Below are 23264 nucleotides of genomic sequence, written 5' to 3' on the forward strand. Positions count from 1 at the left end.
GCCGCCCGCGCCCGCCGCGCGCGGGGGGGGGCGGCCGGGGGGCGCGCCGGCGGGGGGGGGGGGGCCGGGGCCGGCGCCGTCGAGGGCGTCGAGCCCGGCCTCGGTCTCGGGGGCCCTGGGCTCGTCCCCGAGGTGGGTGGGGAGCGTGCCCCGGTACAGGCCCGCGGCGTCGATGTCGATCGTGCCGGTGGTCGACAGGGAGAAGCCGCCGCCGCGCTCGTACATGCGGATCAGCGGCTCGAAGGGGTCGGGCAGGTCCGGCAGGGACGCCCCGGCGTCGCGGGCCGCCGCCATGTGCAGCGCCCACACGCAGCTCTTGCCCACCGTCGGGTACTGCTCGACGATCACCGGGCTCCCCAGCACGCCTTCGACCACCTCGTCGGCGGCGCGCACGCCCGGCGCCGCGAACTCCGCGATGTCGTAGAACGGCCACCCCTTGGCGCCCAGGGCACGCGTCCACAGGGCCGAGCGGCGCAGGTACTCGCGCATCAGCGCGACCCGCGACCGCGTGTGCTCCAGGTCGCCGTCCCAGTCGATCGCGTGGATGCGGACGGCGAGGTCGCTGACCGCGGTGGTGGTGCTCATCGTGATCCCTTCACGTCGGGGGCGTCGGGGCGCGGGGCGGGGGGTGGGCGTCAGACGGCCTGGTTGGGGCCGTTCGAGGGGGGCGGCGGGGGCGGGGGCGGGATCACTCCCGCGTTGGCCTGGGCCTCCTCCGCCATCTCGAGGTTGCCGTTCATGTAGTGGGTGGTGGCCTCGCTGGCGCCGGTGACGGCGGCCATGGTCAGGCCCGCGATGTCGCCCATGATCCCGAAGTAGTGCTCGGCGAACTCGCCCAGGGCCATGCCGATGATGCCGCTCTTGGCGTATTCGCCGCTGTCCACCAGGTGTTCCTCGACGTTCTCCATGACGCCGACCAGGCCTTCGCCGCTGCCCTCCTCGCCGAGGTGGCCGGCGACGGCCTGGAGGACGCCGCCCACGGCCGCGGGCTGGATGTTCCACTGCGACACGGACTGCTCCTTTCGCGTGTGCGCCGGTCGGTGTGCGGCCGGCGTGGTCCGGACCCGTCGGTCCTGGGGTGCGGGTCGTTCCGGAAGGGTGCGGGCAGGGGGGCGGCGCGCGGGTCAGGCGTCGCGGGAGGAAAAGGTTACCGGTCGGACGTCGCCCGGGGCCACGGCCCCGGCAGCCGGCGGGGCCGGCTCCCGGGACGCGGACACAGGTGTGACGTCCCCTCCGCGTTGAAGGTTTCACCGTCTTCGGACGAAAGGAAACCACCCGCGCGCGAGGGTTTCGGGGGCGCCCGCGACCTGCGGCGGCACGGACCGGAGGTCCGTCCGCCCCCTCCGGCACCGGGCGCCCCAGGGGTCCGTCAGGAGCGGGTTCCGCGACGCCCCCGCCGCCGGAGGCGTCGCCGCGGCCGCTCCGGGAACACATGGACGTGAACCTTCCGGACGTCCCGGGTATCCCACCCGGCACCACTCCGCCGTCCGACCCCCCTGTGTTGAGGAGACCCCCTTGAGCCACGACGCGGTCGTCCTGCTGGCCGACGCCCCCGACCGCCGCGCCCTCATCGACGCGCTCGCCGCAGCCGGGCGCGACCTGCGGGTGCGCCTGGTCGCCGACGGAGCCCTGGTGGAGCTCGTCGACGAGGGCGGCCGGGTGGTCGCCGCCATGCAGGCCGCCCAGAAGCTGGCCCTGTCCGCCGAGGCCGAGCGCCTGCTCGCCGACGGCATCGCCGACGACCTGCCCGCCCAGCCGTACTGGGTGGAGGCCCGCGGCGCGGACCTCCCCGGCGCCGACACCGCCGGGGTGGTCGGCCGCTTCGCCCGCCGCCTCGCCGAGCGCCTGGGCGGCTCGGTGTGGGAGCCCGCCCCCGGGCTGGACCGGCGCGATCCGTTCCTGGAGGGCGCCACCGGCCACCCCGCGGTCACCGCCCTCACCGAGCAGGCCGCCGTCGTGGTGCAGGACCGCCCCCTGGTTCCGCTCTCCCCCTGGATCGTGGACGTGCTGGCCCGCCACGGCCGCAGGGGCCTGCGCCTCCAGGTCGTCACCCCCTCGACCTCGCGCATCACCCACGCCCTGCACTCCTTCCTGATGTCCCCCGCCGCCCGCTGGGTGGTCCAGGCCCCCGGGGGCTCCTACTACGACGGCTTCTCCGGCGTTCGGCTGCGCTGGGACGAGCGCGAGGCCTTCACCGTGGACGGGGACGCCCGGGCCGACGGCCCGCCGGAGGCGTTCCGCGCCGACGACGCCGACCGCGGCTGCCAACTGCACGTGGACCTCAACGTGGAGCACCCCGCCGACAACGGCCTGGTCCTGGGCCGCTCCGTGGAACTGCTCGCCGAGCGCCTGGGCGGCGGACCGCCCGCCGTGTGGGGCACGGCGGAGCCCCTCCCCCAGGAGTGGAGGCGGGCCGTGTTCACCCGGACCGTGCGCAACCGCGCCCCCGGCCAGACCTGGGCGGCGTTCTCCGGCCCGCCCGAGGGCGCGCGCGAGGACGGCGTGCGCCCGTTCGCGGGCACGGTGCGGGTGAGCCGCACCTCGTTCGGGGTGCGCGAGGCGATCACGTTCGCCGTCGGGTACCCCGAGGGCGCCGAGCCCGACCTGTCGGTGCTTCCCGCGCTGGTCGGGGAGCTGACCGAGCGGGACGTGCTGCGGACCATGACGGTGCGCCGGGTGGGCGGCCGCGCCGATCTCACCTACGCGCCCCACTGGGCGGGTCTGCCTCTGCCGGTGGGCATGGCCCTGGGCCAGGAGGCGGTGGCCGTCATCGGCACCGGTCGGGCGCTGGGCGCCCCCGTGCGCCCGCTGCCGTTCGGGCCGCCGCTGACCCCCGCGTTCTGGTACCAGGTGGGTACCGGGGTGGAGCACGACTCCTGGGTGCGGTTCCGGGGGCTGATGGCCCACCTGCAGCCCGAGGGCCGCCCCGGCGCCCCCGGGGACGCCCCCGGCCCCGGACGGGCGACCGATCACGGGGACGCCCCCGCCGACAGCGCCCCCTCCCCCGGCGATGCTCCCGCGGCGGCTCCGTGAGCCACCGCGTCCTGACGCGCCGAGACGCCCGCCGCGCCCGTGGTCGGCCGGGTTCCCGCGGGCCTGTCGGCGCTGCCGGCGGCCACCGATCGCACGGGGAGGGGCATCGGCTGTGCCCTGACCATTCCGCCGGGCCGGACGACCGCTCGGCGCATGAGGCGTTGAAGCTCGGCCGGGGAGAGCGCCCGAGTACGTGACGGCCGACGGCGACGCCGTCGAGTTCCGACACGATGACACATCTGAGCAGGAGCGATGCGATGCGTGCAACCGATGCCCCCGACGGGTCCGTGACCCTGGGCATGTCGCGGGCCGAGGCGACGGTTCTACACGAACTGATCGCCTTTGCAGAGTTCGCGTACGACCTGAGCTCGATCGAATCGGCGAGACCGGTCGAGCAGAAGGTGCTGTCCGACGTACAGCAGGCGCTCGCGCCGCTCGTCCTCCCGGAACTCGGCGCCCACGGCTACGACGCCGTGATGAACCGCGCTCGCGCCGCCATCGACCTCAGCTCCTTTCGGGCTCCCTGTCCACCCGGCACAGAGGAAGAGGGTGCGATGGACAAGCGCGCGGTCGCCCGCGCACTCGCCGCTGTGATCGCGGACGAGATCGAGGCGCAACTCGGGGTGCGCCGCCCGGTCGGTGAGATGCCTGCGCTGATCGCCGACGCGGTCTTGGACGCCTTCCGTGTCGAGCGCGTCGACCAGGCCGACCCGCCTGTCGGTTGACCCAGGACGCCGACGGGCAGGTGCTCATCCGGCTCGGCGACCCACCGGCCCCGGTCCCCGAACCCTTCGCCGACCCGCCGCTCCAGGCCAGGGACCGACGGACCGGCATGAACACGAACAACCGGGATGCGACCTGGCTGTTTCCCGGACGCAGGGCCGGACGCCCCCTGTATCCGCACAGTCCCGCCGAGCTGATCCGCGACATCGGTCTTCCCGGAACGGCGGTGCGCGCCTCCGTGCTGCGTCAACTCGTGCTCCAGGCCCCGCACCGGTCCTCGCCCAGGCGCTGGGGTTGCATTCCACGACCACCACCCGGGCCGTTGCCCGGGCGGGCGGGACCTGGAACCGCTACGCCCCCGGCGACCACACGCAGTGATCACGGCGGCCGGAGCCACGGAGAACGCAGATCACTCGATCAACAACTCCTGACTGTCTCGACCCCCGGCATCGGCGGTCGCGACGCCGGCCTTCTGGCAGAGCGACGGGATCGGCGACCCGGCGGGCCCTCATCGCCAGGAAGAGGCCGATGCGCCGGCCGGTCTTGCGGTCCAGCGTCTTCGGCCACTGCGGCCGAGGGTCCTGTCATGCCCCAATCGCGACGCGATCCACGCGGTGGGCGTCGTCTTCGCTGTGCGCGCCGGGCACAAGCCGTCGGACGACGCGGAACCCCTCGTTGTGGCCCGCGTAGTCCAGAACCAGTACGCTGGGCGGATGGCGCGACCTCGTGAGTTCGACGAAAACCGCGTGCTTCTCGCTGTCCGCGACGAGTTCTGGGACAAGGGGTACGCGGCGACGTCGATGGACGACCTGCTGCGCGTGAGCGGGTTGGGCAAGGGCAGCCTCTACGGGGCGTTCGGGGACAAGAGAAGCTTGTTTCTCCGGGTGCTGCGGGAGTACGACGACGCGAACCTGCTGGCACTGCGCGAGCGTCTGGCCTCTGCCGCCAAGGGGGTCGACGTGGTGCGCGAGTTCGTCCTCGGCCTGACCGGTGACCCGACCGGGGCGGCTGCGCGCCGGGGCTGCCTGCTGGCCAACAGCAACGCCGAGCTTGCCGCTAGCACCCCGGACGTCGCTGCCGAGGCCCGCCGCAGCTACGACGCGATCACCGCCGTCCTCACCGCGGCGCTGGAGCGCGCCCGGAGCGAAGGCGACCTCGATCCCGGTGCCGATCCTTCCGAGACAGCCCGTGCGGCCCTTGTCGCGCAGCTCGGTCTCATCGCGCTCGGGCGCACCGGCATGGATATCGACGCGCTGAGCACGATCGCTCACTCCACCCTGGCACGACTGCTGCCCGCCCCAGCGCAGTAACAGCGCCCTACCGACCGGCCCGTACCGCCGCAGTCCGCGGCCGGCCTGGCGCCCTGCGGCGCGCCCTCGAGCTGCGCGCCGCTGTTTCCGTGGGGAACGCGGTCCGCATGCAGGCCCTCTGTGTGCTGCCGGCTGCCGGTCGGCCCGATCCGCGACCGACGACTTGGGCCGCCCCGGGTGGCCGATCCGCCCCTGTGATGCCGCCGCCGGTGACGGGGTGGGCCCGAGACGCGGAGTCCGGATGTTTCGACACGAGCCACATCTTGACCGAACGGTCCACAACAGGGGTATGGTTATTGACGCACCAGTCCACAATGAAGAGGAGGGCGGCATGGCCGTCTTGGAAGGTAAGATCGCCGTCGTTACCGGGGCCGGCACCGGCATCGGGTTCGCGACCGCTCGCGCATTCCGCGACGCGGGCGCCACGGTGTTCATCACCGGTCGCCGCAAGCACGTGCTCGATGCCGCGGTCGCCGAGCTCGGCGACCGCGTGACCGGCGTCGTCTGCGACGTCTCGGTGCCCTCCGAGCTCGACGCGTTCTACAGCACCGTGCGGGACCAGGCCGGACGCGTCGACGTGCTGGTCGCCAACGCCGGCATCGGCATCGCGGCTCCGTTCGGTGAGGTGACCGAAGAGCTGATCGACTCGGTGTTCGCCACCAACGTCAAGGGAACGATCTTCACGCTCCAGCAGGCTCTACCGCTGCTCAGCAAGAACGCTTCGGTGATCCTGACGGGCTCGACCGCCTCGACCCGACCCGACCAGGGACTTGAGGTCTACGCGGCGTCGAAGGCCGCAATTCGCACCCTCGCTCGCGGTTGGGCCCTCAGCGCGCGCACACACGGCTTCCGCGTCAACGTCGTATCCCCCGGTGGTACACGCACCGAAGGCCTGCTGGAGCTCGTCCCACCCGAGGCGCTCAAGCAGGCCGAAGCCACTGTCCCCCTCGGCCGGCTCGCCGAGCCCGAGGAGATCGCCGCCCTGACGACGTTCCTCGCCTCGGACGCGTCGAGCTACATCAACGGCGCCGAGTTCCACGCCGACGGTGGATACGCCCAGGTGTAAGTGGCCGCACGTGCGGGCCAGGGCCTCGGCCCTGGCCCGCACGTCCTGGGCGTCCCGGGCGAGGTGGCAGGAGGACTCGGCGCCGACGAGCCGGTGCAGCGGCGTCGCGGGAGCGGGACCGGCGGGAACCCCCGTCCGGGAACGGCGCGCTCAGCCCCCTTCGGCCTCCTGGCGCACGGTGGCGGCGATGCGGGTGAGCGCGGTCCCGAGGTGGCGGCGCTGAGCGGCGGTGAGCGGGTCGAACACGAGCCGCTTCACCTGCGCGACGTGTTCCGGTGCGCTCTCGACGAGCTTCTGCCGGCCGGCGCCGGTCAGGGTGGCGAGGGTGTACCGACCGTCGCCGGGGTCGGGTCGGCGGACGACCCAGTCACGGGCCTCGAAACGGTCCATCACCTTCGACAGGCGGGGCTGGGTGCTGTCGCAGAGCCGGGCCAGCTCGCTGAGCCGCATCGTGGCCTCGTCGGCCGTGGACAGCCGGGCCAGGACCCCGTACTCGAAGTTGGAGATGCCCGCCTCCCGCTGCAGCTGGCGGTCGAGGGCCGCTGGTAGGGCGATGACGACCGTGAGCAGCGCCTGCCACAGGTCCTGTTGGTCGTCGTCGAGCCAGGGTTGGGAGTCCATGACCCCCATCATACTTGCCTGGGCAACTGGCTTCACTTGCGCAGGCAACCCTCGACGGGCTACCTTTCACTTGCCTGGGAAAGTAAAAATGCTTTCCCAGGCAAGCGAAGGAGCTGGTTTTGACCACCACGAGCAGCCTGAACCCCTCTGTACCGCCGCGCGCACCGGCCGCGGCGTACGACGACCTCCTCGCCCGGGTCCTGCCACAGGCGCGCGGGCAGCGGGTGTGGACCCCCTCCGACGGACCCATGCCCAGCCTCTTCGTCAGCCACGGCGCCCCGTTCACCCTCGACGACCCGCAGTGGCTCGACGACCTCTTCGGCTGGGCCCGGTCGATGCCCAAACCCCGGGCCGTCGTCGTGGTATCGGCCCACTGGGAACAGGCGCCGGCCGCGATATCGGGAGCCGCGGCCGGCGTCCCGCTCCACTACGACTTCAGCGGCTTCCACCCCCGCTACAAGACCCTTCCCTACGCGACCCCGGACGCCACCGACCTGGCGCGGCGGCTCACCGGCCTGCTGGGCCCGACACCGGTGCACGAGTTCGCCGACCGCGGCCTCGACCACGGCGCCTTCATTCCGCTCATGGCCATGTACCCCGCTGCCGACGTCCCGGTCGTGCAGTTGTCGATGCCCGGCCTGGACCCCGGCGCCCTGCTCGACCTCGGCACACGCCTGCGCCCCCTGCGCGAGGAAGGCGTCCTCGTTCTCGGCTCGGGCTTCATGACGCACAGTTTCGCCGTCTTCCGCCGGCCCGAGCTCGCCGCCGCCACCGCGGCCTTCGACGCATGGGCCGTCGACGCCCTCGCCCGGGGCGACGCCGATGCCCTCGCCGACTACCGCGCCAAGGCGCCCGGCGCCGCGGTCGCCCATCCGACGGCCGACCACTTCGTCCCGCTGCTGCTGGCCGTCGGCGCCGCCGACGACCCCGGCAGCGCCGTGAGCGCGATCGACCGCATGGTGATGGGCAACTCCACCCGGTCGGTTCAGCTGGCCTGAGCGCTTCGACGTGCTTCACCTTCGCGCCCGATCGCCCGTCCTGGGGCGACGGCACCACCACACCCTGGAGGAAAGTGTTATGAAGGCAATCCGTTTCCACGAGTTCGGCAGCAGCGACGTCCTGCGCCACGAGGAGGTCGACCGTCCGGTCCCCGGCGCCGGCCAGGTGCTGGTGCGGGTGGCGGCCACCTCGTTCAACCCGGTCGACGACCACATCCGCGCCGGCGTCCTGGCCGAGATGCTCCCGATCACCCTCCCCTACGTGCCGGGGATCGACCTGGCGGGCACCGTCGCCGAACTCGGCGCGGGCGTGACGGGCCCGGCCGTCGGCGACCGGGTCGTGGCGATGCTGCCCCTGGACTCCGCCGGCGGGGCCGCCGAGTACACACTCGTCCCGGCGGAGTCCCTGGCCCCGGCGCCCCGGACGATCGAGCTGGTCGACGCCGCGGCACTGCCGCTGACCGGCCTGGCGGCCTGGCAGACGGCTTTCGAGCTCGCCGAGCTGAAGCCCGGACAGAGCGTCCTGGTCAACGGGGCGGGGGGCGCTGTGGGCAGCCTCGTGGTGCAGCTCGCCGTCGACGCGGGGGCACACGTGACCGCGGTGGACGCGCCGCAGCACGCCGACCGCCTTCGGGGCTACGGTGCGGAGCGGGTCGTCGGCCCCCTCGACCTCGCCGCGGGCCCGGCCGCCGTGGGCGGTCCGTTCCAGGTCGTGGTGAACCACGTGCGCGTCTCCCCGGAGGAGCTCGCGCGGCTGGCGGACTACGTCGCCGACGGCGGGGTCGCCGCCAGCACGGCCGGCCCGGTCCCCGAGGACCCCGACCGGAAGGTGCGCACCGCGAGCCTGTGGGTCCGCAGCGACGGAGCACAGCTGGCCGCCCTCGTCGCCAAGGTGGACGCCGGAAAGCTCCGGCTCCACGTCGCCGACCGCCGCCCGATGGCCGAACTGGCCGCCGTGCACGGGGACGCCGCCTCCGGGCGGCTGCCCGGCAAGACCGTCGTGCTCGCCCGCTGACCACGCCCCGAGCGGGTCTTGAGGAAGCCGACCGCCCCCGCACCTGTCCTGTGACGGTGCGGGGGCGGCGCCCGGTCCGCCACCCCGCAGCGGCGGTCGGGCCTCAGTGGCCCTTGGTCACGTCCAGGTCCTTGGGCGTCAGGGCGAACACCACGACCACCGACACCAGCATGATCGCGGCGCCGATGCCGCCGACCAGAGTCAGGCCGTGGGTGAAGGCCTCCTGGGCCTGGGCGGCGGCCGCGGCGCCGGCGGGGCCCAGGTCGGCCAGGACGTGCAGGGCGCCGCCCAGGGACTCCTGCGCCGCCCCCACCCCCTGCGGCCCCAGGCCCGCGGCGGCGAGGTCGGAGGCCGGTAGTTCGGCGCGGTAGAGGGCGGACGCCGCACTGCCCAGCACGGCCACGCCCAGGACCGCGCCCAGTTCGTAGGAGGTCTCCTCGATCGCGGCGGCACTGCCCGCGTGCTCGGCCGGGGTCCCCGACATGATGATCGCCGAGGCGATGGCCAGGGCTCCCATGCCCGCGCCGAGCAGGGTCAGGAAGACCGCGACCGGCGCGTAGGTGAGCGGTGCGGGGGCCAGGGCCAGGGCGGCGAAGCCCAGCCCCGACAGCGCCAGCCCGCCCACCAGGACGGTGCGGGCGCCGATCCGCTGGGCCAGCACCGGCGCCAGCGGGGAGACCACCGTGGCGGCGATCGCCATCGGCAGCAGCCCGACCCCGGCCCGCAGGGGCGACCACCCCTGCACGAGCTGGAACCACTGCGCCGCGAGCAGCAGCGCCGATCCCATGGCCAGCGTGATGAACAGCGCCGCCAGCGTCCCGGCCGTGAAGGAGGGGACGGTGAACAGGCGCACCCGCAGCAGCGGCGAGTCGCTGTGGAGGCAGCGCAGCACGAACCAGACCAGCAGGGCCAGCCCCGCCGCGAGCGCCGCCAGTGCCAGGGCGTCGGCCGGCCCCTCCTTGGCGATGCGCTTGATGCCCCACACCAGGGCGGTCATGCCCGCGATCGACAGGGCGGTGGCCAGGGCGTCCCAGCGCCCGGGGTGGGGGTTGCGCGCCTCGGGCAGCAGGAACAGGCTCACGAGGACGGCCGCGGCCATCAGGGGCACGTTCAGCAGGAACGCCGCGTGCCAGGAGAAGTGCTCCAGCAGCAGACCGCCCACAATGGGTCCCACGGCCGCTCCCAGGGAGGCGACGGCCGCCCAGATGCCGAGCGCCTTGGCCCGTTCGGCCGGGTCGGTGAACAGGCTGCGGATCATCGAGAGCGTGGCCGGCATGATCATCGCCCCGCCCACGCCCAGCAGGGCGCGCACGGCGATCACCACGGGGGCCGACTCGGCCGCCAGGACCAGCAGGGAGGCCCCGCCGAAGACGGCGAAGCCGGTCAGGAGCATCCTCTTGCGGCCCCACCGGTCGCCCAGGGTGCTCATGGTGACCAGGAGGCCGGCCAGGACCAGCGAGTAGACGTCGACGATCCACAGCTGCTGGGCCGCGGTAGGGGCCAGCGCTGCGGCCATCTCGGGCAGGGCGACGTTGAGGATGGTCATGTCCATGACCACCACGAGCAGGCTGGCGGCCAGCACCGCCAGTGCGGCCCAGCGGCGGCCCGCGGACAGGTGCCCGGCGGTGGCGCCCGGTGCGTCGGAGGTGTGGTGTGGAGTGCTCACGGCTTCTCTTCCAGGGATGTGCTCATCAGGGCGGCGATCGCCATGCGCAGTGCCGCCTCGTCGAGGGGCCGGTCGTGGAGCAGGGTGTACAGGATGACCCCGTCCAGGTAGACGGCCGTGGCCCGGGCCGCTTCGGGCGCGGCGTAGGCCTGCAGGATCTCGGTGACCCCCTGTACCCACTGCTGGGCGAACGGACGCAGATCGGGGTTGTCCACGCCGGCGAAGTAGAGCAGGCTCTCGGCGCGCAGCCGTTCGCGGTCGCCCAGGTAGGCGGCGAACAGCGCGGCGATGCCTTCGGGGCGGCCGTCGCAGCCGTGGATCTCCTCCGCGAACTCGCGCAGCTCCTCGTCGGCCTGCTCGGCGATGGCCTGCAGGGCGGCGGCACGCAGGTCGTCCAGGGAGTCGAAGTAGTAGGTGGTGGCCCCCAGCGGCACCCGGGCCAGTTCGGCCACCCGCCGGTGCGTCAGTGCGGAACTGCCGTTGGCGACCATCTCCTGCGCGGCGGCCTCGACCATGGCGCGTCGGCGCCCCTCGGGGTCCCGGCGGGAGGTCATGGGCGCTCCCCCTGTGCGCGTCGCCCAGAGGTCCGGAACAGCATCTTTTTCACCCCAATGTCTGGTACGTGCGTACAAGTACAAACGTACTAGAAGGGGGAGGCCGCCCGCCCGTGTCGTGCGCCACCACCGGAAGCCCCCTCGCCAGGCGGACCGGGCAGGGGTCCCGGCGAAGCCGCAGCGGGCGTGACACGGACGACGGCCGCCCGGGGGCGGCTCGGGCGGCCCGGCCGGGGTCTCAGCCGACCGGGCCGGGCGGCGCGACCTCCTCCAGGACGCGGACCGCCTCCCGCGCTCCGCCCTCCGCGCGGACCCGCTCCCCCAGGTCCACGGCGCGCGCGGCGGTTCCGGGACCGGTGAGCGCCTCGGTCAGTGCGGCGGCCAGACCGTCCTCGGACAGGCGCCGGCCGCCGAGCGGGGCGGGGGCGACTCCCGCGTCGTGGACGCGCGCGGCCCAGAACGGCTGGTCCCCCCAGAACGGGCACACGACCTGGGGACGCCCCGCGGCGGCCGCGGCCCCCGTGGTCCCGGCCCCCGCGTGGTGGACGACGGCCGAGCACCGGGGGAACAGGCGTTCGTGCGGAGCACGGTCGATGAGCAGGACGTCGCCGTCCGCCTCGGTGGCGTCGATGCCGCCGCGCCCGGCGGCGATGATCGCCCGCACGCCCGCACGGCGCACGGCCGCCGTGACGACGCGGCCGGTGGTGGCGGGATCGAGGGTGGGCAGACTGCTGAATCCGACGAACACGGGGGGCTCGCCGGCGGCCAGGAACGCCTCCAGCTCCGCCGGGGGCTCCCACGCGGTGTCGGGCGGGGCGAACCAGAAACCGGTGGTCCGCACCTGCGGGGGGTAGTGGGCCCCGGCGGGGAGCAGGTGCCGGCTGAAGGCGTGGAGCACCGTGGCGGGTGCGCCGTCAGGCCGCAGGAGGGGATCGTTCCGCCCGGGCCGGGAGGCCAGCCCCAGTTCCCGGCGCAGGTCCTCGGCGACGCCGCGCTGTCCGCGCAGGGCCAGGGCGGCCAGCCTGTAGGTGAGCGGGTTGAGCGCTCCGGGGGCGCGCTCCGGCCAGGGCACCCCCGGAGCGGGGAAGGCGCGGGTGGGGACCCAGGAGGGTTGCAGGGCCACCGGCACGGCGGGTACGGCGAGGCGTTCGGCGATGTGGCCGCCCGGCATCCCGGGGATGTGCACGACGACGTCGGCCCCGAGATCGACGGTCGCCGCCATGTCGGCGTACACGCGCCGCATGAGCGGGGTGATCTCGCGCAGGAGGGAGACGGTGTGGGCCGCGCCGCGCAGACCGCGCAGGCCCGTCTCCATCACCCCTTTCATCGCGGGGTCGTCCATGAGGGCGTTGGGGCCGTCGTCCACCGGGTGGTAGGCCACCGCGTGGTCGGCGGCGAGGGCGGCGTAGGACCGGGGTCCGGCGACCGTTGCCGTGTGGCCGGCGTCGGCCAGGGCGCGGGCCAGCGCCAGGAAGGGCTGGACGTCCCCCCGGGTGCCGTGGGTGAGCAGCAGGGCGTGCACATCATTCCCTTCGGGCGGTCAGACCGCGCGCGACGATGTCGATGAGCAGGTCGAGCGTCTGCTCGTAGGAGTCGGGCGCCGCCAGCCGGTCGGCGTTCATGGGCAGCAGCATGACGGTCTGGATGACGCCGACGACGGCGGCCGGAGGGGCCGGGACCAGCTCTCCGCCCTCCAGACCGGCGGTGACGAACGTGTTGAGCGCGTTCGCGGGGTTGTCGGGGAACCCCTCCAGGCGAGCGGGGTCGGCCTTGCGCAGGACGGCGTCCATCTCCTCGGGGTGGGTCATGAGCCGCCGGTACAGGGGGTCGGTGTCCAGCACCTCCAGCGTGGCGCGCAGGAAGCGGCGCAGCGCCTCCTCGGTGTCGTCGGTGGTGGTCAGGGCCTCGTCGATGACGCGGCGTTTCACGTCGACCATCCGGCGCAGCATCAGCTCCAGGTAGAGGGCCTCCTTGGAGTCGAAGAACACGTAGAAGCTGCTCTTGGCGATGCCGGCGGGGGCGACCAGGTCCTCCAGGGAGGTCTTGCGCAGGCCGCGTGCGGTGAACAGGGCCTCTCCCGAGCCCAGCAGCAGGTCGGTGATGCGGGCCTTCTCCCGCGGTGAGAACGCCGGTGGCATGTCCGCTCCCCTCTCGATGTCGGTGCGCGCGGTCACCTGGTGACCGGTCGCGTGTCCCGGTCGCCGTGCCGGGCCCCGGTCAGGGACAGCGGCAGTCCTCGGCGGCGGGCCACGAGGACGACGGCGGCGGTCATGATCACCATGCCCGATCCCAGCGGCAGCAGGGTGGCCAGCCCGTCCGCGCCGGAGTTGGCGACGGTCCAGGAGATCTTGGCGGCCAGGCCGCCGTTGACGACGATCAGACCCCATCCGAGGGAGCGGTACCAGAAGGTCGCGCACAGGGATCCGAGCAGGACGGGGACCAGGGCCAGGCTGGCCCAGGTCACCCACGTGGGGTCGGTGAACAGCTGTTCCTCCATCGCCAGGACCGCGGCCATGGCCGGGTCGGCCTCCTCGGGTTCGGGGAACCAGAAGAAGCTCGACAGCATCGCGGCGATGGTCAGGGCCAGGGCCAGGGGTCGGCGGGTCCAGCAGAAGTAGGCGATGGGCAGGAAGAACAGGGGTCGGATGTACCAGCTCAGGGGGTTGAGGTGGCGCGGCCAGGCCCAGGCGGCGAAGTCGGCGAGCAGGTCCACGGAGATCTCCTTCGATCAACTGTGTACACAAAAACACTTTGTACTTTTGTTTTCAAGCCCTCCCCCACTCCCGTCTGCTACACGTTCGTGCAATGAACTACACGAACGTGTAGTGTGAAGGCATGGACACCGAACGACCCATTCCGAACGAGGACCTCACCGGCCGGGCCCGCATCCGCGACGCCGCCCTGGAGGTCTTCGCCGAACGCGGCGCCAAGGGCGCCACCGTGCAGCTCATCGCCGCGGCCGCCGGCGTGTCCACCGGGCTGATCCGCCACCACTTCGGCTCCAAGGAAGGGCTGCGGCGGGCCTGCGACGAACACGCCATCGGCGTCCTGCTGGACCAGGCCCGGCGCGCCATGGAGGAGGACACCGCGGCCTCCGGGTTCGTCGACTCGATGTACCGGGCGAGCGGCGCCGGCCTGCGCTACCTGGCCCGCGCCCTGGTGGAGGGCTCCCCCGCCGCCACCGACCTCTTCGACGCGGGCGCCGTGCTCGCCGAGCGCTTCCTCACCGAGCACGACCCCGTCCGCTACCCGCCCGGAGCCGACACCACCCGCGACACCGCCACCGCCATGGGCGCCGTGCAGCTCTCCACGCTTGTCCTGCACACCCACCTGGACCGCCGGATGGGGGTCGACACGCTCGACGTCGCCCACACCCCCCGCGTGGTCGCCGCCATGGCCGGGGTCCACACCGTGATGGCCGAGTTCCTGGCCGGCGAGCGGGGCCGCCCGATCGCCGACTCCCTCAACCCCCGCCCGCCCTCCGCACCCCCCGAGGAAGAACGATGACGACCACCGAGGCGATCCGCGTCAGCGGACTCGTCAAACGCTTCGGCCGCACCACCGCGCTGGACGGCCTGGACCTGACCGTGCGCACCGGGGAGGTCCACGGCCTCCTGGGCCCCAACGGGGCGGGCAAGAGCACCGCCCTGCGCATCCTGCTCGGCCTGACCCGGGCCGACGGCGGCGCCGTGCGCCTGCTCGGCGGCGACCCCTGGCACGACGCCGCCGAGCTGCACCACCGCCTGGCCTACGTCCCCGGCGACGTCGCCCTCTGGCCCGGCCTGTCCGGGGGAGAGATCCTCGACCTGCTCGGCCGCATGCGGGGCGGCACCGACCCGGCCCGGCTCGCCGGACTCGTGGACCGCTTCGCGCTGGACACGCGCGTACGGGGACGCGCCTACTCCAAGGGCAACCGGCAGAAGGTGGCCCTGGTCGCCGCCCTGGCCGCCGACACCGAACTCCTCGTCCTGGACGAGCCCACCTCCGGCCTGGACCCGCTCATGGAGGAGGTGTTCCGCCGCTGCGTCGCGGAGGAGCGCGACCGGGGCCGCACCGTCCTGCTCTCCAGCCACATCCTGTCCGAGGTGGAGGCGCTGTGCGACCGGGTCTCCATCGTCCGCGCCGGGCGCACCGTGGAGAGCGGCACCCTCGCCGGACTGCGCCACCTGTCGCGCATCGAGGTCACCGCCGTACTCTCCTCCTCCCCCGACGGGCTGGCGGACCTGCCCGGAGTGCACGACCTGACGGTCTCGGGGGACCGGGTGGGCCTGCGCGCCGACCCGGCCTCCCTGGCCGACCTGTGCGCCCGCCTGGCCGGGCTCGGCGTGCGCGACCTCACCGCGCGGCCGCCCACGCTGGAGGAGCTGTTCCTGCGCCACTACGACACCGTTCCGGGGGAAGCCCGATGACGACGACCGCGACCCGTCCCCGCAGGCGTCCGGCGGCCGGCGCCCTCCTCCTGGCGCGGGCGGTCCTGCGCCGGGACCGCGTCCTGCTGGCGGTGTGGTCGCTCTCCACGGTCGGCATCGTCCTGGGCGGCGTGGCCGCGGCCGGGACCACCTACCCGACCGCGTCCGACCGGGCGGCGCGGTGGGAGCAGCTCCAGCAGGTTCCCGTGTTCGTGCTGTTCCAGGGCCGGGCCTTCGCCGACACCGCCGAGGCGCTGGCCGCCCAGCAGGCGTTCGGGGCGGGGACCGTGTGCGCCGCCCTGGGCGCGGTGCTCCTGGTCGTGCGCGCCACCCGCGCCGAGGAGGCGTCCGGCGGGCGCGAGCTGCTCGGAGGGCTGCCCCTGGGCCGGCACGCGGACCTGGCTGCCGCGCTGGCCGTGGCCCTGGGTTCGGGGGTCGTGATCGCGGTCGCCGTCGCCGTCGGCCTGGTCGCCGCCGGCGCCCCAGCCGCGGGCTCGGTGGCGCTGGCCTCGGTCGTGGGTTCGGCCTGCTGGGTGGGCGCGGCCCTGGCGGCCGTCACGGCCCAGCTCACCACCGGCACCGGAGCGGCGGCCGGGCTGGCCCTGGGGCTCTTCTACGCCATGCACCTGGTGCGGGGCCTGGGCGCGATGGCGGGCGGCTCCGCACTGTGGGCGACCTGGGTGGTGCCCAACGGGTGGCTGGAGAACGTGCGCCCGTTCGCCGACGAGCGGTGGTGGGCCCTGGTCCCGGTCGCGGTCTGGACGGGCGTGGTGGCGGCGCTCGCCTTCGCGCTGGCCGGCCGCCGTGACCTGGGAGCGGGGCTGCTGCCCGACCGGGCCGGTCCCGCACGGGCGTCCCGCTCGCTGCGCTCGGTGCTCGCCCTGGCGGTGCGTGCGGAGCGGACCTCCCTGGCCCTGTGGTCGGGGGCGGTCGCGGGCGTCGGCCTGGCGATGGGGTACGTCGGGGCGGGGGCCATGGCCGAGTACGCCGAGGCCCGCTGGGTCCGCGCGCTGGCCGCCGGACTGCGCGCGGACCCGGCCGACACCTTCTTCGTGTACGCCGTCCTCGCGCTCGTCTTCCCGATCGCGGCCCAGGCCGTGCTCGCGGTCCTGCGCGTGCGCCGGGAGGAGGCCGCCGGCCGGGGCGAGCTGCTGCTGTCGGGGACGGTCGGGCGCGTCCGCTGGGCGGCGGCGCACCTGGCGGTGGCCCTCGCCTGCCCCGCGGTGCTGCTCGCGGTCCTGGGCGTCGCGGTCGGGGCCGGGTCCACGCTGAGCACGGGTTCGGCCGCCGACGTCGTCCGCTTCACCGGGCTCACGCTGTCCCTGACCCCGGCGGTGTGGGTGGTGGTCGCCGTCGCCTTCCTCGCCTTCGGGGCGCTCCCGCGCCTGTGCACGGCGATCGGATGGGCGGCGCTCGCCGTGGGCGTGCTGGCCGAGATCGCCGTGAAGACGGGGACCGTGCCGGAGGCCCTGTTCCTGCTCACCTCCCCCTTCGCCCACGTCAACCCCTACTACCGGACGACGGACGCCGCTCCCCTGCTCCTGGCCGTGCTCGCCCTGGCGCTGGCCTGCCTGGGGCTGTGGGCGCTGCACAGGCGGGACGTGCCCGCCTGAGGGAGGGTGCGGTGGCTTTCCCCTATGGTGATTTCAGTCATGACTGAAATCACCATAGGGGCTGAAAAATGAACGACGACGTCGATCGCGAACGCCTGATGGAATGGGTCGAACGCATCGCCTCCCACCTGGCCGCCACGGACGGACTGCCCCCCGTCACGGGCCGGATCCTGGGGTGGTTGATGGTGTGCGACCCGGCCGAGCAGTCCGCCGGCCGCATCGCCGAGGCGATCGGCGCGAGCCGGGGCTCGATGACGCCCAACCTGCGCCAGCTCACGGCCGTGGGGTTCCTCGAAAAGGTGAACCGGCCCGGTTCGCGCACCGCCCTGTACCGACTCACCGAGAACGCCTGGCAGGTGGTCGTGGACCGGCAGGTCGCCGCGCTGGCGGCGTTCCGGGCCATCACCTCCGACGGGATGGCCCTGCTCGGCGGCGGCGAACGCGCCCACCGGGTGCGCCAGGCCGATCACGTCATGGAGCGTCTCCAGCGGGCCCTCTCCCAGGAAGCGCAGGAGGAGCGGTCGTGAACGCGCCCCGTGGTGGTTCGGCCGTGGTCGTCGGCGGCGGCATCGCAGGGCTGGCCACCGCCCTGGCCCTGGAGGGGATCGGCTGGACGGTCACCGTCCTGGAGAGTTCGGCCTCCCTGGGCGAGACCGGCGCGGGCATGTCCCTGTCGCCCAACGCCCTGGCCTGCCTGGACGCGCTGGGCGTGGGCGAGCGGGCCCGTAGTCTCGGAGTCCCCTTCCACGGCCCCTTCGACCTGCGCACACCCGCCGGCCGACGCCTGGTGACCGCCCGCCCCGGTACTCCTTCGCCGCTCCTGGGCTTCCACCGGGCGGACCTGCACGGCCTGCTGGGCGAGGCGCTCACCCGCTCCTCGGTGCGCACCGGCGTGGAGGTCACCGGCGTCCACCGCGACGGCGGGGGCGTGGTGGTGTCCTCCACCGCGGGAGAGCTGCGCGCGGACGCGGTGATCGGGGCCGACGGGGCGCACAGCACGGTGCGGGGGTCGTGCTGGCCGGAATCCCTTCCACCCCGGTTCACCGGGGGCACCGTGTGGCGCGGCATCGCCGCGGTCCCCCTGGAGCGCGGGTTCATGGTGATGGGGCCCGGAGCGTACGCGCTGGCGATGCCGGTGGCGCGCGGGCGGGTGTACTGGGCCCACGTCCGGCGCTGCGCCCGTCCCGGCCTGCGCCACGAGGACGAGCGCGGCGCGGTCCTCGACCGGATCGAGGGCTGGCCCGCCGACCTGCGGGCCCTGGTGGAGGCGACCCCGTCCGAGGCGGTCCTGCACCATGACGTGTTCGATCTGGCGCCGCTGCCCGACCTCGCGCGCCGCCGGGTCGCCCTCGTGGGCGACGCGGCCCACCTCATGTGCCCCGACCTGGCCCAAGGTGCGGGCCAGGCCCTGGAGGACGCCGTGGTCCTGGCACGGTCCCTGGACGCGACCGGGGACGTCGACGCGGCCCTGGCCCGCTACGACTCCGAGCGTCGGCCCCGTTCCCAGTGGGTGGCCGCGCAGGCCCGCGCCAACGCGCGGCAGAACCTGTCGGGCGGCAGTGCGGGGCACGCCGCCCTGGTGGCGACGACGGCACTGGTCCCCTCCTCCCTGTGGCCCCGGTTCGCCGAGGCCGGGCTGGCACGCCTGTGGGGCTGGCGCCCGCCGGTCCGGCCGGAGCGCACGGCAGGGGGATGACCTGTTCGCGGACGGGGCCTTGCCGCCACCACCCCAGTGGGTTACTTTGTTCGGAACGATCCGAACAAAGCGATGAACGGTGGCGGATGGACGACGTGGAGGCCTTCGTCGAGGAGGCCGCGATGTTCTACGAGCGCCTGGGGCTGAGCAGGACCCAGGGGCGGGTCATGGGGTGGCTCATGAGCTCCACCGAGGAGGACGCCGACGCCCCTCGGCTGTGCGAGGCCCTGGCCGTCGCCAAGAGCAGCATGAGCGTCGCACTGGGCGGGCTGGAGCGGAGCGGACTCGTGGAGCGGTTCCGGCGCCGCGGGGAGCGGCGGGACCGGTACCGGCTCGCCCAGGACGTCTTCGAGCGGGCCTTCCGCGCGAAGATGGCCGAGTTCGAGGGGTTCCGCCACCTGGCCGAGCGCGGTCTCGCGGCGGTGGGCGACGATCCCGCCCGGCGCGAACGCCTCGAACTCATGCGCGACATGTACGGGTTCATGGCCGACCGCTTCCCGAAGCTCCTGGACGAGTGGGACCGGGTCAAGCAGGAGGGACGGCGATGAGGGCGCTGATCATCACGACCGGGAGCAGGGGCGACGTCCAGCCCTTCGTGGCCCTGGCCCGCGCGCTCACGCGGGAGGGCCACGGGGCCGTGGTCGCGGCGCCCCGCCGGTTCGCGCCGCTGGCCTCCCGCCACGGAACGGACTTCCTGCCGATGGACGAGGGCGTGCTCGCCCTCCAGGACGACCTCGCCCACCGGGGAACCCTCGCCGCCCTCACCTCGGCCCGCACGGTCGGGCCGCTCATGCGGGCCTGGCTGGACGACGTGGCACGGTTGTCCGGCGCCGACTGCGACGTCGTCGTCCACGCGCCCAAGGCGCTGGGCGCCGCCGACCTGGCCGACCTCCTCGGGGTGCCCTCGATCGCGATGCTCACCCTGCCGCTGTACACGCCGACCGCCGAGTTCGCCTCCCCGCTGGTCCCGGTCCGTGTGCCCCGTCTCCTCCACCGTCCGAGCTGGCGGCTGGCCGCCGCCGTGGAGGCCCCCTACCGGGGGCTGCTGCGCCGCTGGCGCTCCGAGGGGCTGGGACTGCACGGGCGGTCCGCGTCGCTGTCCGAGCGCATCGCCGCCGGCGGGGCGCTGCACATCTGGAGCCGGCACCTGGTGCCCTCCCCCGCCGACTGGCCGTCCGACGCCGCCCCCTCGGGCGCCCTCCTCCTGCCCTCCGAGGACGGGTGGACGCCGCCGGACGAGCTGGCCCGGTTCCTCGACGCGGGGAGCGCGCCGGTCTACGTCGGGTTCGGCAGCATGGTGGCGAGGGATGCCGCCGAGCTCACCCGCACCGTCGTCGAGGGCGTGCGCCTGAGCGGCCACCGGGCCGTCCTCGCGACCGGGTGGGGAGCCCTCTCCGCCGCCGGGGAGGCGTCGGACGACGTCCTGGTGGTGGAGGAGGCCCCTCACGACCGGCTGTTCCCGCACATGGCGGCCGTGGTGCACCACGGCGGGGCGGGGACCACCGCCGCCGCGCTGCGGGCCGGTGTTCCCCAGGTCGTGCGGCCCTTCGTCGGGGACCAGTGGTTCTGGGGCGACCGGGTCCGCCGGGCGGGTGTGGGCCCCTCCCCCCTCACGGGGACGCTGACGCCGCAGCGGCTGGCCGCCGCGATCGACCGCGCCCGCGAACACGCCGACCGCGCCCGGCACCTGGCCGGGGACGTCCGGGAGGAGGAGCGCACGGCGGCCGAGCGGGCCGTCCGGCGCGTGCTGGCGGCGGTGGCGCACGGCCGTTGACCCGGCACGGGCCGGGCCGCCGTGGCAGGACGCCGTTCCCCCCGCGCCGTCGGCAGGCTCACCCGGCCCCGGTGCCGAAGGGGTTGTCGATGGCATACCGCCAGCGCCCGTCCGGGCCCCGCCGGACGACGTCGGTGGCGGTCCCCTCGATGTGCACCGCCTGCCCGTCGCGGCCGGTGCCCTCGATGCTCCAGTCGACGATCAGCAGCGCCAGGTCTCCGCTGGTGTGGACGTGTCGCGGGTGGACGGAGACGGGAACGCCGAGCTCTTGAAGCCGGGCGTTGGCGGCGTGCGCGACCGGTCCTGTCAGCGGCGTCTGCGGGTCCAGGACCAGCACCGCCGCGTCCTCGTAGACCTGGGCCAGCGCGTCGGGGTCGCCGCTGTTGAACCGCTCGGCGAACACCGTTGGCACGTCTTCGGGCCGTTCTGCCAGTTCTCTCATGGTCGACGGACGTCCTTCCGGTTCGGGATCATGAAGGTGTCCGCCACGTTAGGAGGCGCTCTCGTGACTCACCCAACGGTTGGCCACCCGGGGCTGCCCGAAGATCCGCGCGCGGCCGTCGCGGAGCCCACGCCCACCTGTCCCGTGGAGATCGCGCTCTCGGCCGTCCAGGGCCGTTGGACGACGCTGGTGGTGCGCGAACTCCTGCGCGGCGACCGGTCCTACAGCGAGCTCCGCGAGGCCCTGCCGAAGCTGTCGGACAAAGTGCTGTCCGACCGCCTCGCGCACCTCGGCGCGGCCGGGGTCGTCGAGCGGGAGAGACGTCCGGGCTGGCCGCCGAGGGTGCGCTACTCGCTCACCCCTCGCGGTCGCCGCCTCGGCCCGGTCCTCCAGGCACTCTGGGACTGGGGCAGCCTCTAGCCTCGAAGCCGCGCGCCGACCCCGCCCGGCTACTCCGGGCGGGGCCCGTTCGCTGTTTCCGCTACGAAGCGCGCACAGCTGCCAGCAGGGCCGTCCACTCAGAGGCTTGGGTCGTCAGATGGCCCAGATCCCGGTTCTGGGTGTCGCGAATACCGGTGACCAGGCCCTCCGCAACCTCGACGCAGTGGCCCTGCTGGCCGCTGTAGCTGGACTTGTGCCATGCGCTCACTAGCTGCTCCTCAGTCCGAGGCGATGAAGTCGATGCTTTCAGCGGGCGACAGCGCCGGACCACGAAGCGCTCCACCGTTCCAGGCAGTCTGACACGACCCCGACGGCCGTAATATCGGCATCGTTCTGGGTGCCCCGCTGAACATGAGAACCGCACCCCTCAGCCGGACGGGGTGCGGTTCTTCGCGTGCGGGATGCGAGGGGTGTTACCGGCCGCGCACCGCGTTCATCAGCGCGGTCCACTCGGTGGCGGGGACGTCAAGGTGCCCCAGCTCCCGGTTCTGGGTGTCGCGGATACCGGTGACCAGGCCCTCCGCAACCTCGACGCAGTTACCCCCGCCAGCGCTGTAGCTGGACTTGTGCCACTTCTCAGACATCTTCAAGCGCCTCTTTCAGCATGTCCAGGCTTTGCGCACCAGAAAGCGCCTCCCCCTGGAGCAACCCGAATACGGTCATGCAGTGCTGGACCAACTTCGCATCGTCGATCACAGCCTCCCCCGTCATGTGCTCAGCAGAGGCCACCGCGGGACGGTCCGAGAACGAGTTGATCCGAAACGGTCCAGTCCCCCCATGATGCCGAGGAGCACCCCGGGGGATGATCTGCAGACGTAGGGTATCCCGCTCAATCTCATGGATCAGGCGGCGGATCTGCGCAACGTGATCATCGCGGCTCAGCGCCCCCACCCGGCGGTAGACCACCGGTTCCTCAATGATCATCAGGATGAACGGAGCATCAGTCTGCCCAAAGATCTTCTGCCTGCGCATCCGGGACCGGACCAGGCTTTCCACAGAGTCAGCGCCTCGGCCTGGCCAGACGTCACGTGTCAGCGCGCGAGCGTACTTCTCGGTCTGCACCAGCCCCGGGAAAACGAGTGGTTGGTAGTCACGAAGTTCGACGGCTGCTTCTTCGAGATCGGAGAGCTGCTGGAACCAGGGGTCCAGTCCAGTCTCCTGGTTCGCTTCGTGCCACTTGCGGATCAGTGACTGGTTCGCCCCATAAAGCTCATCGAGCGTTGCCACAGCTACCAGCTCGATTCCCCGGGTTCCTCTCTCATAGGAGGAGACGGCAGTCGGCACCACACCGAGAGCATCAGCGGCCTCCGCCTGCGTCAACCTGGCCGCCTTACGGAAGCGAACGAGCTCGCGTCCGAATTTTTTCCGGGCTGGGGTTATTTTCTCGGCCACCGGTCCTCCTGGATGTACACGCTACTCCACGCGAATACTCGCGAAGTACACAGTACAGAACGCTCTAGCCAATTACTACACCCATCCGTGAAAGCCATTGCCCTGCGGACTACCCGCAAGAGATCGTGTGATCACGGAAACTTCCTGGCGAGTTGCCGACGGATAAAATGTCCGTTGTGGCGGGTCGTGTGTAGTTTTCTCGTCGGCACATAGACCGACCGACGTCGCCTTCTCCCTCCAGAGGAGAGAGAAAAATAATAATTCCTCCCGCTTTGGGCGGAATCCATCCCTAAGGCACAGAAAAGCTCCGGTGGCCGAAGTCAAAGGCGGCCACCGGAGCTAGTGCCTCACCTGTCCGCTAAGACACGAGGTGAGACGAAATGCAGCCTACCGCCCCTCCCCCCGCGCTTCCACGCCGCCTGTGCGGAACCCCCACGACATCGGGCATCCTCATCGGCCCCCACCCCAGCCACGTCAAGGCCGCCCGCCAATGGGCCGCCCACGCCACCCG

Annotated in this window: 26 protein-coding genes; 14 read left to right on the forward strand and 12 right to left on the reverse strand. The window is 73.3% G+C overall.

What is annotated here, in order from left to right; all coding sequences use genetic code 11:
* Both ABZ234_RS31650 and ABZ234_RS31655 read right to left on the reverse strand, forming a co-directional pair.
* Positions 1 to 585 (reverse strand): hypothetical protein (locus ABZ234_RS31650; protein ID WP_355014457.1); only part of this gene is annotated, 585 nt, incomplete at its 3' end.
* 50 nt (positions 586 to 635) lie between these two features.
* Complete coding sequence (locus ABZ234_RS31655) at positions 636 to 1010, reverse strand: DUF6507 family protein (protein ID WP_267944791.1); 375 nt, start codon at positions 1008 to 1010, stop codon at positions 636 to 638.
* A gap of 505 nt (positions 1011 to 1515) precedes the next feature.
* Between ABZ234_RS31655 and ABZ234_RS31660 the strand changes: the two genes are divergently transcribed.
* The 4 genes from ABZ234_RS31660 (at position 1516) to ABZ234_RS31675 (ending at position 6132) form a co-directional block, all read left to right on the forward strand.
* Positions 1516 to 3033: a DUF6177 family protein gene (locus tag ABZ234_RS31660; RefSeq protein ID WP_355014458.1), complete on the forward strand. Its 1518-nt coding sequence runs from the start codon at positions 1516 to 1518 to the stop codon at positions 3031 to 3033.
* Positions 3034 to 3290: 257 nt separating this feature from the next.
* Positions 3291 to 3758, forward strand: a complete 468-nt coding sequence (locus ABZ234_RS31665; protein WP_355014459.1) for a hypothetical protein — start codon at positions 3291 to 3293, stop codon at positions 3756 to 3758.
* A gap of 612 nt (positions 3759 to 4370) precedes the next feature.
* On the forward strand, positions 4371 to 5066 hold the full coding sequence (locus tag ABZ234_RS31670) for a TetR/AcrR family transcriptional regulator (protein ID WP_355014460.1): 696 nt from the start codon (positions 4371 to 4373) through the stop codon (positions 5064 to 5066).
* A 331-nt stretch (positions 5067 to 5397) separates the two neighbouring features.
* Entirely contained in the window at positions 5398 to 6132 is a 735-nt protein-coding gene (locus ABZ234_RS31675) for an SDR family oxidoreductase (RefSeq protein WP_355014461.1), read from the forward strand.
* A gap of 150 nt (positions 6133 to 6282) precedes the next feature.
* Here ABZ234_RS31675 and ABZ234_RS31680 read toward each other — a convergent pair whose 3' ends face one another.
* Positions 6283 to 6753, reverse strand: a complete 471-nt coding sequence (locus tag ABZ234_RS31680) for a MarR family transcriptional regulator (RefSeq protein WP_352986280.1) — start codon at positions 6751 to 6753, stop codon at positions 6283 to 6285.
* A gap of 119 nt (positions 6754 to 6872) precedes the next feature.
* Here ABZ234_RS31680 and ABZ234_RS31685 point away from each other — a divergent pair, with 119 nt between their 5' ends.
* Both ABZ234_RS31685 and ABZ234_RS31690 read left to right on the forward strand, forming a co-directional pair.
* Positions 6873 to 7751, forward strand: a complete 879-nt coding sequence (locus ABZ234_RS31685; protein ID WP_355014462.1) for a class III extradiol ring-cleavage dioxygenase — start codon at positions 6873 to 6875, stop codon at positions 7749 to 7751.
* A gap of 79 nt (positions 7752 to 7830) precedes the next feature.
* Positions 7831 to 8766, forward strand: a complete 936-nt coding sequence (locus ABZ234_RS31690; RefSeq protein ID WP_355014463.1) for an NADP-dependent oxidoreductase — start codon at positions 7831 to 7833, stop codon at positions 8764 to 8766.
* 103 nt (positions 8767 to 8869) lie between these two features.
* Here the strand turns inward: ABZ234_RS31690 and ABZ234_RS31695 are convergent, their stop codons facing one another.
* The 5 genes from ABZ234_RS31695 to ABZ234_RS31715 all read right to left on the reverse strand — a co-directional run bounded on the left by ABZ234_RS31695 (position 8870) and on the right by ABZ234_RS31715 (position 13699).
* Positions 8870 to 10432, reverse strand: a complete 1563-nt coding sequence (locus ABZ234_RS31695; RefSeq protein ID WP_355014464.1) for an MFS transporter — start codon at positions 10430 to 10432, stop codon at positions 8870 to 8872.
* The gene (locus ABZ234_RS31700; protein WP_355014465.1) at positions 10429 to 10986 is read right to left on the reverse strand and encodes a TetR family transcriptional regulator; all 558 of its coding nucleotides are present in this window, start codon (positions 10984 to 10986) and stop codon (positions 10429 to 10431) included. Before ABZ234_RS31700 ends, ABZ234_RS31695 begins: the two co-directional genes overlap by 4 nt.
* Before the next feature lie 238 nt (positions 10987 to 11224).
* Positions 11225 to 12508, reverse strand: a complete 1284-nt coding sequence (locus ABZ234_RS31705; protein WP_355014466.1) for a glycosyltransferase — start codon at positions 12506 to 12508, stop codon at positions 11225 to 11227.
* A 1-nt stretch (position 12509) separates the two neighbouring features.
* A complete protein-coding gene (locus ABZ234_RS31710) occupies positions 12510 to 13124 on the reverse strand; it encodes a TetR/AcrR family transcriptional regulator (protein WP_355014467.1) in 615 nt (204 codons plus the stop codon).
* Positions 13125 to 13156: 32 nt separating this feature from the next.
* Entirely contained in the window at positions 13157 to 13699 is a 543-nt protein-coding gene (locus tag ABZ234_RS31715) for a hypothetical protein (RefSeq protein WP_355014468.1), read from the reverse strand.
* Positions 13700 to 13821: 122 nt separating this feature from the next.
* Here ABZ234_RS31715 and ABZ234_RS31720 point away from each other — a divergent pair, with 122 nt between their 5' ends.
* The 7 genes from ABZ234_RS31720 to ABZ234_RS31750 all read left to right on the forward strand — a co-directional run bounded on the left by ABZ234_RS31720 (position 13822) and on the right by ABZ234_RS31750 (position 20478).
* Entirely contained in the window at positions 13822 to 14493 is a 672-nt protein-coding gene (locus ABZ234_RS31720) for a helix-turn-helix domain-containing protein (protein WP_355014469.1), read from the forward strand.
* Complete coding sequence (locus ABZ234_RS31725) at positions 14490 to 15395, forward strand: ABC transporter ATP-binding protein (protein WP_330159444.1); 906 nt, start codon at positions 14490 to 14492, stop codon at positions 15393 to 15395. Before ABZ234_RS31720 ends, ABZ234_RS31725 begins: the two co-directional genes overlap by 4 nt.
* Positions 15392 to 17008: an antibiotic ABC transporter gene (locus tag ABZ234_RS31730; protein WP_355014470.1), complete on the forward strand. Its 1617-nt coding sequence runs from the start codon at positions 15392 to 15394 to the stop codon at positions 17006 to 17008. Before ABZ234_RS31725 ends, ABZ234_RS31730 begins: the two co-directional genes overlap by 4 nt.
* A gap of 68 nt (positions 17009 to 17076) precedes the next feature.
* Entirely contained in the window at positions 17077 to 17535 is a 459-nt protein-coding gene (locus ABZ234_RS31735) for a transcriptional regulator (protein WP_355014471.1), read from the forward strand.
* The gene (locus ABZ234_RS31740; RefSeq protein WP_355014472.1) at positions 17532 to 18704 is read left to right on the forward strand and encodes an FAD-dependent monooxygenase; all 1173 of its coding nucleotides are present in this window, start codon (positions 17532 to 17534) and stop codon (positions 18702 to 18704) included. Before ABZ234_RS31735 ends, ABZ234_RS31740 begins: the two co-directional genes overlap by 4 nt.
* An 86-nt stretch (positions 18705 to 18790) precedes the next feature.
* Positions 18791 to 19252, forward strand: a complete 462-nt coding sequence (locus ABZ234_RS31745) for a helix-turn-helix domain-containing protein (protein ID WP_355014473.1) — start codon at positions 18791 to 18793, stop codon at positions 19250 to 19252.
* Positions 19249 to 20478: a glycosyltransferase gene (locus ABZ234_RS31750; protein WP_355014474.1), complete on the forward strand. Its 1230-nt coding sequence runs from the start codon at positions 19249 to 19251 to the stop codon at positions 20476 to 20478. The genes ABZ234_RS31745 and ABZ234_RS31750 overlap by 4 nt, the downstream gene beginning before the upstream one ends.
* Positions 20479 to 20536: 58 nt before the next feature.
* Here the strand turns inward: ABZ234_RS31750 and ABZ234_RS31755 are convergent, their stop codons facing one another.
* Positions 20537 to 20920 (reverse strand): DUF4440 domain-containing protein, encoded by a 384-nt coding sequence (locus ABZ234_RS31755; RefSeq protein ID WP_355014475.1) that lies wholly within the window; start codon positions 20918 to 20920, stop codon positions 20537 to 20539.
* A gap of 63 nt (positions 20921 to 20983) precedes the next feature.
* Here ABZ234_RS31755 and ABZ234_RS31760 point away from each other — a divergent pair, with 63 nt between their 5' ends.
* Positions 20984 to 21340 (forward strand): helix-turn-helix domain-containing protein, encoded by a 357-nt coding sequence (locus tag ABZ234_RS31760; RefSeq protein ID WP_355014476.1) that lies wholly within the window; start codon positions 20984 to 20986, stop codon positions 21338 to 21340.
* 61 nt (positions 21341 to 21401) lie between these two features.
* Here ABZ234_RS31760 and ABZ234_RS31765 read toward each other — a convergent pair whose 3' ends face one another.
* From ABZ234_RS31765 to ABZ234_RS31775, 3 genes are all read right to left on the reverse strand, one after another.
* Entirely contained in the window at positions 21402 to 21569 is a 168-nt protein-coding gene (locus ABZ234_RS31765; protein WP_355014477.1) for a DUF397 domain-containing protein, read from the reverse strand.
* A 205-nt stretch (positions 21570 to 21774) separates the two neighbouring features.
* Positions 21775 to 21945 carry a DUF397 domain-containing protein gene (locus tag ABZ234_RS31770; protein ID WP_355014478.1) on the reverse strand — a complete coding sequence of 57 codons (171 nt, stop codon included), beginning with the start codon at positions 21943 to 21945 and terminating at the stop codon, positions 21775 to 21777.
* Positions 21938 to 22753 carry a helix-turn-helix transcriptional regulator gene (locus tag ABZ234_RS31775; RefSeq protein ID WP_355014479.1) on the reverse strand — a complete coding sequence of 272 codons (816 nt, stop codon included), beginning with the start codon at positions 22751 to 22753 and terminating at the stop codon, positions 21938 to 21940. The genes ABZ234_RS31770 and ABZ234_RS31775 overlap by 8 nt, the downstream gene beginning before the upstream one ends.
* Positions 22754 to 23264: the final 511 nt, after the last annotated feature.

It is taken from the genome of Nocardiopsis sp. NPDC006198 (assembly GCF_040613895.1).
In the GTDB taxonomy this organism is placed as follows: domain Bacteria; phylum Actinomycetota; class Actinomycetes; order Streptosporangiales; family Streptosporangiaceae; genus Nocardiopsis; species Nocardiopsis tropica.

Excerpts from the sequence above, each read along its gene's own strand:
- ABZ234_RS31770 (WP_355014478.1), bottom strand. The coding sequence starts at position 21,945 with ATGTCTGAGAAGTGGCACAAGTCCAGCTACAGCGCTGGCGGGGGTAAC.
- ABZ234_RS31730 (WP_355014470.1), top strand. The coding sequence starts at position 15,392 with ATGACGACGACCGCGACCCGTCCCCGCAGGCGTCCGGCGGCCGGCGCC.
- ABZ234_RS31750 (WP_355014474.1), top strand. The coding sequence starts at position 19,249 with ATGAGGGCGCTGATCATCACGACCGGGAGCAGGGGCGACGTCCAGCCC.
- ABZ234_RS31745 (WP_355014473.1), top strand. The coding sequence starts at position 18,791 with ATGGACGACGTGGAGGCCTTCGTCGAGGAGGCCGCGATGTTCTACGAG.
- ABZ234_RS31725 (WP_330159444.1), top strand. The coding sequence starts at position 14,490 with ATGACGACCACCGAGGCGATCCGCGTCAGCGGACTCGTCAAACGCTTC.
- ABZ234_RS31755 (WP_355014475.1), bottom strand. The coding sequence starts at position 20,920 with ATGAGAGAACTGGCAGAACGGCCCGAAGACGTGCCAACGGTGTTCGCC.
- ABZ234_RS31735 (WP_355014471.1), top strand. The coding sequence starts at position 17,077 with ATGAACGACGACGTCGATCGCGAACGCCTGATGGAATGGGTCGAACGC.
- ABZ234_RS31700 (WP_355014465.1), bottom strand. The coding sequence starts at position 10,986 with ATGACCTCCCGCCGGGACCCCGAGGGGCGCCGACGCGCCATGGTCGAG.
- ABZ234_RS31665 (WP_355014459.1), top strand. The coding sequence starts at position 3,291 with ATGCGTGCAACCGATGCCCCCGACGGGTCCGTGACCCTGGGCATGTCG.
- ABZ234_RS31690 (WP_355014463.1), top strand. The coding sequence starts at position 7,831 with ATGAAGGCAATCCGTTTCCACGAGTTCGGCAGCAGCGACGTCCTGCGC.
- ABZ234_RS31710 (WP_355014467.1), bottom strand. The coding sequence starts at position 13,124 with ATGCCACCGGCGTTCTCACCGCGGGAGAAGGCCCGCATCACCGACCTG.
- ABZ234_RS31680 (WP_352986280.1), bottom strand. The coding sequence starts at position 6,753 with ATGGACTCCCAACCCTGGCTCGACGACGACCAACAGGACCTGTGGCAG.
- ABZ234_RS31720 (WP_355014469.1), top strand. The coding sequence starts at position 13,822 with ATGGACACCGAACGACCCATTCCGAACGAGGACCTCACCGGCCGGGCC.
- ABZ234_RS31675 (WP_355014461.1), top strand. The coding sequence starts at position 5,398 with ATGGCCGTCTTGGAAGGTAAGATCGCCGTCGTTACCGGGGCCGGCACC.